The 11,577-nt window shown below is 68.1% G+C and carries 9 protein-coding genes and 1 rRNA gene; all 10 read right to left on the bottom strand.

Annotation, left to right across the window (positions count from 1 at the left end):
- Positions 1–22: 22 nt before the first annotated feature.
- Complete coding sequence (locus tag BPODLACK_RS19170) at positions 23–646, bottom strand: NUDIX domain-containing protein (protein ID WP_159405982.1); 624 nt, start codon at positions 644–646, stop codon at positions 23–25.
- 5 nt (positions 647–651) lie between these two features.
- Positions 652–2,436 carry a CTP synthase gene (locus BPODLACK_RS19175; RefSeq protein ID WP_159405983.1) on the bottom strand — a complete coding sequence of 595 codons (1,785 nt, stop codon included), beginning with the start codon at positions 2,434–2,436 and terminating at the stop codon, positions 652–654.
- 151 nt (positions 2,437–2,587) lie between these two features.
- Positions 2,588–3,523: a copper transporter gene (locus BPODLACK_RS19180; RefSeq protein ID WP_024498695.1), complete on the bottom strand. Its 936-nt coding sequence runs from the start codon at positions 3,521–3,523 to the stop codon at positions 2,588–2,590.
- 3 nt (positions 3,524–3,526) lie between these two features.
- Positions 3,527–4,714 (bottom strand): putative cytokinetic ring protein SteA, encoded by a 1,188-nt coding sequence (steA, locus tag BPODLACK_RS19185; protein WP_159405984.1) that lies wholly within the window; start codon positions 4,712–4,714, stop codon positions 3,527–3,529.
- Between the two features lie 101 nt (positions 4,715–4,815).
- Entirely contained in the window at positions 4,816–6,570 is a 1,755-nt protein-coding gene (gene recN, locus BPODLACK_RS19190) for a DNA repair protein RecN (protein WP_159405985.1), read from the bottom strand.
- Between the two features lie 2 nt (positions 6,571–6,572).
- Entirely contained in the window at positions 6,573–7,592 is a 1,020-nt protein-coding gene (locus tag BPODLACK_RS19195; protein WP_159405986.1) for an NAD kinase, read from the bottom strand.
- 79 nt (positions 7,593–7,671) lie between these two features.
- On the bottom strand, positions 7,672–8,532 hold the full coding sequence (locus BPODLACK_RS19200; RefSeq protein ID WP_024498691.1) for a TlyA family RNA methyltransferase: 861 nt from the start codon (positions 8,530–8,532) through the stop codon (positions 7,672–7,674).
- 25 nt (positions 8,533–8,557) lie between these two features.
- Positions 8,558–8,890 carry a hypothetical protein gene (locus BPODLACK_RS19205; protein ID WP_024498690.1) on the bottom strand — a complete coding sequence of 111 codons (333 nt, stop codon included), beginning with the start codon at positions 8,888–8,890 and terminating at the stop codon, positions 8,558–8,560.
- A gap of 11 nt (positions 8,891–8,901) precedes the next feature.
- Positions 8,902–11,163, bottom strand: a complete 2,262-nt coding sequence (locus BPODLACK_RS19210) for an HAD-IIA family hydrolase (RefSeq protein WP_191834937.1) — start codon at positions 11,161–11,163, stop codon at positions 8,902–8,904.
- Between the two features lie 129 nt (positions 11,164–11,292).
- Positions 11,293–11,409 (bottom strand): 5S ribosomal RNA (gene rrf / locus BPODLACK_RS19215).
- Positions 11,410–11,577: the final 168 nt, after the last annotated feature.

The raw sequence follows: 11,577 nt of genomic DNA on the forward strand, positions 1-11,577 counted from the left end.
GGGCGACTCACGACTGACGTGTTCACGAGCGACGCCGGCGGTCCCGAAGCGCGGTCGGCTCGTCGGGCCACGGGGCATCTGTCCCGCGCAGCCCGATCCCCGACCGTTCCGCCGCCGAGGCGGCCAGGATGCCCGCGACGCTGGTGGCGTTCACGATCTCGCCGGCCAGCACCATCGCGACGGCGTCGTCGAGCGACACCCACTCGACCTCCATGTCGGCTTCCTCGTCGACGCGCTCCGCCTCGTCGAGGCGATGTAGGTCCTCGGCCAGGTAGAGGCGAAGTGCCTCGTCGGTGAAACCCGGTGAGAGCGCCAGATCGACGAGGACGTGCCAGGTGTCGGCGGCCAGGTCGGCCTCCTCGGCCAGCTCGCGCTGCGCCGCAGCCAGCGGCGCCTCACCGTCCTGGTCGAGAAGGCCGGCCGGCAACTCGAGGAGGCGGCGGCCGATCGGATGCCGGTACTGGCGCACCATGGCGATCCGGCGGTCCTCGTCACGCGCGAGGATCGCGACCGCACCGAAGTGTTCGACGACCTCCCGCTCGGCGACTCGCCCGCCGGGCATGGCCACGTCGTCGACGCGCAACGTGATGATCGCACCGTCGTAGACGGTGCGGGTGCCGTTGACGTCGAACTCGTGGCCGCCCAACCCGGTCAGCCCTCGACGCCGATCTCGTCGATCCCGGCGACCGGTTCGACGGTGACGTCGTTGACCGCCGCGACGGTGCCGGCCGGGGCGTCGTTCGACTCGTACTCGTCACCGAGATCCACCGGAAGGCGTTCGGCTGCCTTGTATTTCAGAGCGGCCTCGATGAACGAGCGGAACAGCGGGTGCGGACGCGTCGGACGGCTCTTGAGCTCCGGGTGCGCCTGGGTGGCGACGAAGAACGGATGCACCGACTTGGGGTATTCGACGAATTCGACGAGGTGCCCGTCGGGCGAGGTCCCCGAGAAGACCAGACCCGAATCGGCGATCTTGTCGCGGTAGGCGTTGTTGACCTCGAAACGGTGACGGTGACGCTCGGACACCTCGCGGGTACCGTACGACTCCGCGACGACCGAACCCGCCTTCAGGACCGCGTCGTAGGCACCGAGGCGCATCGTGCCGCCCAGGTCCGCCTCGCCGGCCACCGCGTCCGCCTGGTCGGCCATCGTCGAGATCACCGGATGCGGGGTGTCGGGATCGAATTCGGTCGAACTGGCCTCGTCGAGCCCCACCGAACGGGCGGCCTCGATGACCACACACTGGAGCCCCAGGCAGAGGCCGAGGAGCGGGATGCCGCGGCGCCGCGCGTACGAGATGGCGCCGACCTTGCCCTCGATGCCGCGGATGCCGAAGCCGCCGGGGATCAGGATCGCGTCGACGTCCCCGAGCGCGGCCTGCGCACCCGCCGGGGTCTGGCAGTCATCCGACGGCACCCACTTGATCTCGGTGCGCGCCTTCCAGGCGAAACCGCCGGCACGGATGGCCTCGGTGACCGACAGGTAGGCGTCGGGCAGGTCGACGTACTTGCCGACCAGCGCCACCCGCACGGTTTCGCGCGGCTCGTGGACGCGCTGGAGCAGTTCGCCCCAGACCGTCCAGTCGACATCACGGAAGGGCAGCCCCAGCTTGCGGACCACGTACGCGTCGAGATGCTCGTTGTGCAGCACCTTGGGGATGTCGTAGATCGACGGCGCGTCGGGGGTCGAGATCACGCCGTCGAGTTCGACGTCGCACATCAGCGCGATCTTCTTCTTGAGTCCCTCGGGCACGTCGCGGTCGCAGCGCAGGATCAACGCGTCGGGCTGAATACCGACGTTGCGCAAAGCGGCGACCGAGTGCTGGGTCGGCTTGGTCTTGAGCTCCCCCGACGGCGCGAGGTAGGGCACCAGCGACACGTGCAGGAAGAAGACGTTGTCGCGGCCGACGTCATGGCGCACCTGGCGGGCGGCCTCGATGAACGGCAGCGACTCGATGTCGCCGACCGTGCCGCCGATCTCGGTGATGACGACGTCGGGCACCTCGCCGTCGGCGTCGGGCTCGCCCATGGCCAGCACCCGCGACTTGAGTTCGTCGGTGATGTGCGGGATCACCTGCACGGTCTCACCGAGGTACTCGCCGCGCCGCTCCTTGGCGATGACCGTCGAATACACCTGTCCCGTGGTCACATTCGCCGACTGCGAGAGGTTGCGGTCCAGGAAGCGCTCGTAGTGTCCGACGTCGAGGTCGGTCTCCGCGCCGTCCTCGGTCACGAAGACCTCTCCGTGTTGGAAAGGATTCATCGTGCCGGGATCGACATTCAGATAGGGATCGAGCTTCTGCATCGTGACCCGCAGGCCCCGAGAGGTGAGAAGTTGACCCAGGCTCGAGGCCGTGAGGCCCTTACCCAGTGAAGAGGCGACGCCACCAGTGACAAAGATGTGCTTGGTGTCGTGAACGTGTCGCAAAGGTCGCAAAAGCGTGTCTCCCGTCGGCCGAATCGGGGCCGATGCCCTGATTACCTACGGGACTCCAGGGTAACACCACTGGGCCGCCATGCCGTACCGCCACACCGGCGCGTGGCGTGGCGGTACTCACTCCGAACCCGAAATCAGCTCGACGGCGGGGTCAGGCGGCCGGCTTGCCGTCGGCCCCGACGGTGACCGCGGTGGCGCCGGCCCCGGTGCCGTAGGCCCCGGTCGCACCCTTGCCCTCGGCGGCGAGCGCCAGGACCGTCGTGATGAGACCGGTCGGCTGGTCGACGTTGTCGACCGTGGAGACCGCGTTGGCCAGTGACGGGTCGGCACGGACCACGGCGATCGGCGAGCTTCCGTTGGCCGATCCGGTCCGACCCACGAGCACCCCTCCCACGCCACGTACGGACGCCGCTGCGGCAAGGCGGGCCACGAGCGCACCCTGTGCTCCCGAGTCGGGGCCGAACTCGTCACCGGTCACCACGACCATCAGATCGGCCGGTGTCACCGCGTTGTTGACGTAATCGATGAACCCGCCGTCGCGCAGGGTCGCGAGACCGGTCCGACGGTCGGCGGACGATGCCGGGCGGGTGGATTTGCCGGAGAGCACCAGGGTTCCGAGCAGGTCACCGGCCCGGCTGCCCGAGTCGGTCAGCTCGGCTCGCAACATCGCACCCGGCGGGATCGTCTGGTCGACGATGGTGCGCAGCTGTTCGGCGTTCTGGTCGCCGAGGAGCGACTCGGTCAGCGCGATCTGACCGGCGAAGCGCGCGCCGGCGCCGGAGATGTTCTCCTTCACGGCGTCGACGTCGGCCTCGGCCGCGTTCGGCGCGGTGACCACCAGAACCGACTGGCCGCGCAGGGTGTTGGCGATGAGCCGGGGCCCGATCGCCAGATCGAAACTGTTGGACGCGTTGAGCTTCGCGTTCAGGTCGTCGCGCTGGTCTTCGAGATCACCGATCCGGTCCCTACTGGTCCCGGTCATCGAGTTCACCCGATCCCCGACGAACCCCGAACCGAGGAAGAGTCCGAGCGCCAATGCCAGGAAGATCGCGACCAGTGAGATCGCATGCTGTCGTAGCGAGATCATCGCCTATCGATTCCAGACCTCTCGTGCCCAGTCGAGCAGCGCATTCCACTGCGTGACAATCCAATCGGTGACGTCGGTGCCGGTGTTGGACAGCAGGAGGGCCGCGATCACCGCGACCAGTGCGGCCAGGACGACACACGCGATCGCTGCACCGGACACACGACTGCGGTACAGCGTCGCAACCGCTTTCGCGTCGACGAGCTTCTGCCCCACCTTCAGCCGGGTCAGGAACATCGACGGGTTGCTCTCACGACGCGAACGATCGAAGAAGTCGTCGAGGGAGCCCGGGTACCCGACGGTGACGATCAGGTCGGCGCCGTGGTAGTCGGTCAGCAGCAGGGCGAGGTCTTCCGCGGAGCCCGCCGCGGGGAAGGTGGTGGCACCGATACCGAGGTCCTGGATGCGCTCGAGGCCCGCGGCATGTCCGTCGGTGTCGGCCGGCAGCACCAGTTGCGCACCGGATTTCAGCGTCGGGGTCTTGATGTGCTCGGGGTCGCCGACGATGATCGCGGGCTTGTAGCCGGCTTTCGTCAGGGTGTCCGCGCCGGTGCCCACACCGACCATCACCGGCTGGTACTCCTTGATGAACGGCTTGAGCGCACGCAGATCCGCGGCGCGGTCGGCGCCCTCTCCGACGATGACCACATGCCGGCCGGCAAGGTCCACGTCGATCTCCGGCACACCCACGCCGTCGATCAGCAGCGGGGATTCGCTGCGGATGAATTCGATCGTGTTGCCGGAGAAGGCTTCCAGGTGATCGACAAGGCCCGCCTTGGCGCCGATCATGATGTCGGCGATGTCGCGCTCGTCGAGTTCGGTGCCCAGCGCCAGGCGACGTTCCCCGACGAAGAGCCGGTCGTCGTGGACGCGCACCTTGGCTCCGTCCTTGACGCGCTTGAAGATCTCCGGGCCCACATCGTCGAGAAGGACGATGCCCGACGCGACGAGAACCTCGGGACCGAGGTTCGGGTAGCGGCCGGTGATCGAGCGGGAGACGTTCACCACCGCGACGACGTTGGCCTCGACAAGGGCGTCGGCGGTGACGCGGTCCAGGTCGACCTCGTCGAGGATGGCGATGTCACCCGGACCGACCCGGTTGAGCAGCCGTTTGGTGTTCTTGTCGATCCTGGCGATACCGGTCACGCCAGGCAGTTCTTCGGTGTTACGCGCGAGCAGTGCAGGCATCTTCATGACCGCAATGATTGACCGAAGACACGACGGAGCCCGGGAGGCGCGCCGTAACACGAGAAACTTTTGTCACACAAGCAACAGGGGTCCCAGCCCGTGCGAGGTCAGTGAGCCGCCCGTTCCGCTTCCGCGGTGGCCAGCAATTCCTCGGCGTGCGCACGTCCGGTGTCGGACTCCCCCAGCCCGGCGAGCATGCGTGCCAGTTCGGCGACGCGCTCGTCGCGGTCGAGGGTCCGCACACTGCTGGTGACCCGCGCACCCTTCTTGGACTTGCCGATGACCAGGTGGTTGTCGGCGAAGGCCGCGACCTGGGGCAGGTGGGTGACGACGATGACCTGGTGGGCCCGGGCCAGACGGGACAGTCGCTTGCCGATCTCCACGGCGGCGCGCCCGCCGACACCGGCGTCGACCTCGTCGAACACCATGACCGAACCGGAGGTCGGCGCCGCGAGCACCACCTCGAGCGCGAGCATCACGCGCGACAGTTCGCCGCCGGATGCAGACTTCGCGATCGGCAGTGGCGTGGCTCCGGGGTGCGCCACGAGCGCGAATTCGACCTTGTCGGCGCCGTCGGCCCCCGCATGAGCCCGGCTGCCGCCGAGCGTGATCGCGAGCCGATCCTCCGGCGAGGCCGGTTCGGGACCGACGGAGACCGCAAGCGTCGAGTCGCCCATGGCGAGACCCTTCAGCTCCTTGGACACCTTGCCGGCCATCGACGACGCCGCCTTGACGCGCAGGTCGTGCAGCTTGGTCGCAGCCGCCTCGACCGTTTCCAGCGCCGCCGCGGCGGCGGTCTCGAGTTCCTCGATCGACGACCGCGGGTCCTCGATCTCGGCGAGTCGGGCCTCGGCCTTACGCCGCCAGTCGATGACGCCGTCGACGTCGGGCGCGTATTTGCGCACGAGTGTCTTGAGTTCGGCCTGACGCGCCAGGAGTTTGTCGAGCTCTTCGGCATCGGCGGGAAGGCTCGACGTGAACGCCGTCAGTTCGGCGCCGACGTCGGTGATCACGGTGAGCGCTTCGGAGACCCGCGGGACCAGTCCGCGCAGGGTGTCGTCGGCGGCACCCTCCAGAAGGGTGCGCACCGTGCCCAACCCCTCGATCACCGATGCTCCCGAATCGCCGGCGACGATGTCGTGTGCCTGGTCGGCGGCGCCGCGGATGGATTCGAGGTCCGACAGACGCCGGATCGTCGCGGTGAGTTCCTCGTCCTCACCCGGGATCGGGTCGACCGCGGCGATCTCATCGATGCCGAAACGAAGTCGGTCGGCTTCCTGCGCGAGCTCACGGTAGTTCGCGCGACGGGCGTCGAGTTCGTCGAGGATGTCGACCCAGGCGGTCCGGGCCTTCCGGTACGCCTCCAGCGCAGCCGTCGCCTTCGAGCCGCCGAAGGTGTCGAGCGCGGCCCGTTGATGCTCCGGTCGCAGGAGACGGAGCTGATCGTTCTGGCCGTGGATGGCCAGAACCGCGGTGGTGAGTTGCCCCATCACCCCGACCGGCACCGATCGGCCACCCAGATGTGCCCGCGACCGACCGTCGGCGCTCACCGACCGGACCGCGATCACGGTGTCGTCGTCGTCGAGTTCGGCGCCGGTGGAGTCGAGGATGTCGGCGACCACCGGATCCTTCTGCACACCCTCGGCGTTCGCCAGCCGGAACCGACCCTCGACGATGGCCTTGGCGCTACCGGTTCGGACGCGCGTCGCATCGGCGCGCGCCCCGGACAGCAGGTGCAGGCTGGTGACGATCATCGTCTTGCCCGCGCCCGTCTCACCGGTGAGCACTGTGAAGCCCGGGTGGAAACGTGCCTGCGCCTCCTCGATGACACCGAGTCCGGTGATCGACAGTTCTTCGAGCACCCCTATGCCTGCCTCCCTCGCCATCCCGTGACCGGGAGGGCGAACTTGGTCACGAGCCGGTCGGCGAACGGATCGGAATCGATTCGGATCCAGTTCACCGGACGTTCGCTGCGTACGACCTCGACGCGAGCACCGGCCGGCACGTCGAGTGCTCGACGGCCGTCGCACAGCGCGACCGCCGAACGTCCGTTCTTGTCCACCTCGACGGCGATCCGCGACCTCGGGCTGGTCACCATGGGCCGCGCGAACAGCGCGTGCGCATTGTTCGGGACGACGAGGATGGCCTCGAGGTCCGGCCACATGACCGGACCGCCCGCCGAGAACGCGTAGGCCGTCGACCCGGTCGGGGTCGCGACCAGCACGCCGTCGGCGCCGAACGCGGACACCGGGCGACCGTCGACCTCGGTGACGAGTTCGAGTACGCCGTTCTTGCTGGTGTTGAGGATCGCCACCTCGTTGAGGGCCCAGCTGCTGGCCGTCGGTGGGTCGGGATCGGCCGGGTCGACGATGTCGATCTCCAGGGTCATCCGCGGTTCGATGCGGTAGTCGCGGGCGATGAGCTGCGCCATCACCTCGTCGATCTTGTGCGCCTCGGATTCGGCGAGGAAGCCGATGTGCCCGAGATTGATGCCCAGGACGGGCACTCCGGCCGGGCAGGCCAGCTCGGCGGCGCGCAGGAAGGTTCCGTCACCGCCTAGGACGATGACGAGCTCGCAACCCTCGGCCGACGCGGACTCGGCCGTGGTGACCTCGACGACCGCACCCAGGGAACGGAGGTACTCCGGATCCACCGGGATGTTGCCGGGTCGCGAGGCTTCGCCCTCCCGGTTGCGGTACAGCACGTCGTGGTCCGGAGCGTCCCGATCGAGCGTGTCATGGTCGACGACACGCAGCGCGACGCCGGCCGCGGCACAGTGGCGCGCGATCGCCTCGATCGTCTCGATGACGTTCTCGCGTCCGGTGTGGGCGACCACCAAGAACTCGCGGGCACCGGCGGACTCGGCTACCGACTCGTCGGTCACTGATGTTCCCTCCCGGAGAAGTGTGGTCGGACGTGTGGTCGAGCAGGGACGAGCCGAACGGGCGCCGGTCGGTCCGCGCTCAGCGCGGTCCCTCCGCGACCGCACGCTCGATCATGGAGCGGAGCTCGTCGGACGATCCCGCCCGGTCGACCCTATCGCTCTCCCCCGACTCCTCGCCCGTCCGGCCTTCGGGTTCGTTACGCAGCCAGAGGAAGTACTCGACGTTGCCCGACGGGCCGGGCAGTGGGCTGGCCACGACTCCACGAGTCTCGAGCCCGAGGGCAGCGGCCTCGGTCGCCACTCCCAGCACCGCCTCGGCACGCAACTCGGGATCGCGCACGACTCCGCCGGCGCCGACACGGTCCTTGCCCACCTCGAACTGGGGTTTGACCATCGGCAGCAGGTCGGCTCCCGGAACCGCGCAACGGGCGAATGCGGGTAGGACGAGTCCCAGCGAGATGAAGGACAGGTCGGCGACCACGACGTCGACCTGACCACCGATCTGCTCGGGCTCGAGGTGCCGGACGTTGGTGCGGTCGTAGACGTGAACCCGATCGTCGTTCTGCAGACGCCAGATCAGTTGTCCGTAGCCGACATCCACGGCGACGACCTCCCGGACCTCGCGACGCAGAAGCACATCGGTGAAGCCACCGGTCGACGCGCCCGCATCGAGACACCGACGGCCGGCGAGGGTCAGACCCTGGGGTTCGAACGCCTCGAGCGCGCCGAGGAGCTTGTGGGCGCCGCGCGACGCCCAGTCGTCTTTCGGTGCCTCGACGACGACGATCGGGGTATCACGGGTGACGCCGGTCGCGGCCTTGGCCGCCACCGTTCCGTTGACCTTCACGACGCCGGCGTCGACGAGTTCGCGCGCCTGCTCCCGGGACCGGGCCAAGCCACGCCGGACGAGTTCTGCGTCGAGTCGTGCTCGGGTCGCCATCGTCAGTGCCGCGTCCGGGATCGACTCATCGTCGGTCCACCGCATCGAGCGCTGCGGTCAGCGCATCGTGTGCCTGCTCGAGGAGGTTCGCCTGGCGCTCGAGTGCGGCCAGCGAAAAAGTGTCCCCGACGGACTCACGCAGCTCGTCGACCTCGGCGAGAAGCTCAGAGACCGTGGCCTCGACGTCCGGCAGGTCGAGATCGGCGTCCGGTCCCGACGATAGGTCGTCGGTCAGGGCTGCCATCGGGTCGTACTGGCGACGTGGCATGGCGCCCGGACCGGGTCGGGGCGCCATGCTGTTCGGTGTCGGACCGCTGCTCAGGTCCGAACGACTGCTCTCGTCACTCGGATAAGTCATCGTCAACCACGCTAGCCGACGAGGGTGACACCCAGCGACGCCAGCTTCTCCCGCGCCGTGCCCTCGGCCCGGATCCGTAACTCCTCGGGATCCGCGGTACCGGCGTCGACCGCGGCCCAGGTGGCAGCGGCGAGCGCCGGGACGACACCTGTCTCGTCGCCCGAGCCGGAGACGCTCACCGTCGAGGCCTCCACGCTCACGGTCCAGCCCGGCTGGTCGGCCACGCGCACCGCGTCGACGTCGTCGAACATGCCCGCGAGGTCGTCGATGACATAGGTGGGTCGCTGCTCTGGCGGCGCGGCCAGCAGGTCGGTGACCGTGCTGACGCCAGTGAGGACCAGTGCGCTCTCGATGCCGACGGCGTGTGCACCCTCGATGTCGGTGTCGAGACGATCGCCGACGACGAGCGGAGCGTTGGCCCCGGCCCGCGTGATCGCGTCCGCCATCAGCGGGGCGGCAGGCTTGCCGGCGACGAGCGGCTCCTTGCCGGTCGCGCTGCGCAGTGCTGCGACCATCGAGCCGTTGCCCACGAGCAGACCGCGCTCGGACGGGAGCGTGGCGTCGACGTTGGTGGCCACCCACAGCGCACCGGCTCGGATGGCCAGAGCGGCCTCGGACAGCTGCGCCCAGCCGGTGTCGGTCGAATGCCCCTGGATCACGGCCGCGGGACGGTCGTCGGCGCTCCGTGTCACGCCGATACCGACTTCGCGAACCTCCTGCGCGAGTCCATCGGTCCCGATCACCAGCGCCCGCGATCCCGGTGCCAGATGCTCGGACAGCAATCGCGCTCCCGACTGCGCACTGGTGACGACGAGATCGTCGGTGGCGTCGAAGCCGAGGTCACGGAGATGCGCAGCGACCTCGGCGGGCCGTCGACTCGCGTTGTTCGTCACGAAGAAGCAGGGGATGTCGAGCCGGTCGAGGGTGTCGACCGCATTCGGCAGCGCCTTGTTGCCCGCAAAGACAGTGCCGTCCAGATCGAGCAGGAGTGCATCGTAACGATCGGCGAGGGTCTGCGAGACCGAGTCCGAAAGCCCGATCAGCTCCGATACGTCGTCGTCGACGAAACTCGACGTCTTGGACAGGTCTGCGGTCCCCTGCACGCCTTCGATCGTCTCGGTGTCGTCGGCCTCCTGATCGCCGGCGGGCTCCGGTACGACAACCGGCTCCGGTGCGACGACCGGTTCGGCAGCTACCTTTGCCGCGGGCAACTCGGGGGACTCACCAGCGGCCGGTTCAGCAGCGGCCGGTTCAGCAGCGGCCGGTTCAGCAGCGGCCGGTTCAGCAGCGGCCGGTTCGACGCTCACGGGTTCAGCACTCGACGACTCGGCCGCCGGTGCCTCAGAGACTGCGCTGTCGGCGAGGACGTCCACCCCGTCGACGGCCTGCTCGTCATCGCCGACCGGTGCGTCGTCGTTCGCGAGTTCGGTCAGACGGAACTCGGCGTCGGTCACGTCCTCGACGTCGGCTGCGGCCGCGTTCATGAACCAGGTGATCGATTCGTCACGGCGGCCCGATGCGTACAGCGCGGACGCGTACGCGTAGAACAGCCGCGCAGGTCCGGTTCCCACCTGACCCGGCTTGAGGTTCTCGGCCTGAAGCGTGACGACGGCTTTCTCGGGTTCACCCAGGTCGATTCGTGCGCCGGCTTCGACGATGCGCATTTCGGTGGCTTCCTCGCCGCGCAGCGCACGGCCCTCGTCGCCACGGGCGATCTCGACTGCACGCTCCGGACGGCCCAGACCACGCTCACAGTCGGCGATGAGAGGCAACAACGCATTGTTACCGGTGATACGACGCGCAGCACGCAGCTCGGTTGCGGACTCCTGCCACTCGCCGGCGTTGTAGGCCGCGATACCGGCGGTTTCCCGAACGACGCCGACCCTCGACGCGCGGCCGCGCGCGGCACGAGCGTGTTCGAGCGCGAGCGCGGGCTCTTCGAGGAGCAGACGCGAGACCATCACCAGGTGTTTGGCGACGATCTCGGCGTTGGCCTTGTCGAGTGTCAGGAGGTCGCGACGGACTTCAGGATCAAGGTCTGACGCAGCGACGTCGTCGGGCAGCGGAGGACCCGGCTGCCGGCGACCACCGTCGCCGCGCTCACGGCCCGGACGATCCGGACGACGTCCCCGACTCGAATCTCCTCGACCCGAATCGCTCTGACCGCGGGCTCCCCGCTGACCACGCGGACCGCCCTGGCCCCGCGACTCCCGCTGATCTCGCGTATCACGCTCACCGCGTCCGTCACGACGCGGACGATCACGATCATTCATAGCTGCCAATCTATGCCCTTGAACCTTGATGGGAAGCATCGCCGCCCTCGTCCAGACGACGTGGGCGAACGAGAAAAGCCCCGTATTCGACGAATGAATTCATCGAATACGGGGCCCTTCTGAAGTTGTGTTCGGCGGTGTCCTACTCTCCCACACTGATTAAGGTGCAGTACCATTGGCGCTGGAGGGCTTAGCTTCCGGGTTCGGAATGGGGCCGGGCGTTTCCCCTCCGCTATGGCCGCCGTAACATTGTGAAACAACCACAAACCGCTGGTGTTTGTTTGTTCGTGTGTTGTCTCAGAAGATGCATAGTGGATGCGAACACACCAAAACAGAATGTTTTGTGGTGTGTGGGTGTTGTTGGTAAGTCCTCGGCCGATTAGTACCAGTCACCTGAACACATTGCTGTGCGTA

Source organism: Gordonia sp. YY1, assembly GCF_009872315.1.
GTDB lineage: Bacteria > Actinomycetota > Actinomycetes > Mycobacteriales > Mycobacteriaceae > Gordonia > Gordonia amicalis.

Bases quoted from the DNA above. Each gene is read 5' to 3' on its own strand.
- BPODLACK_RS19180 (WP_024498695.1), bottom strand. From the start codon at position 3,523: ATGATCTCGCTACGACAGCATGCGATCTCACTGGTCGCGATCTTCCTG.
- BPODLACK_RS19210 (WP_191834937.1), bottom strand. From the start codon at position 11,163: ATGAATGATCGTGATCGTCCGCGTCGTGACGGACGCGGTGAGCGTGAT.
- BPODLACK_RS19205 (WP_024498690.1), bottom strand. From the start codon at position 8,890: ATGACTTATCCGAGTGACGAGAGCAGTCGTTCGGACCTGAGCAGCGGT.
- steA (WP_159405984.1), bottom strand. From the start codon at position 4,714: ATGAAGATGCCTGCACTGCTCGCGCGTAACACCGAAGAACTGCCTGGC.
- BPODLACK_RS19200 (WP_024498691.1), bottom strand. From the start codon at position 8,532: ATGGCGACCCGAGCACGACTCGACGCAGAACTCGTCCGGCGTGGCTTG.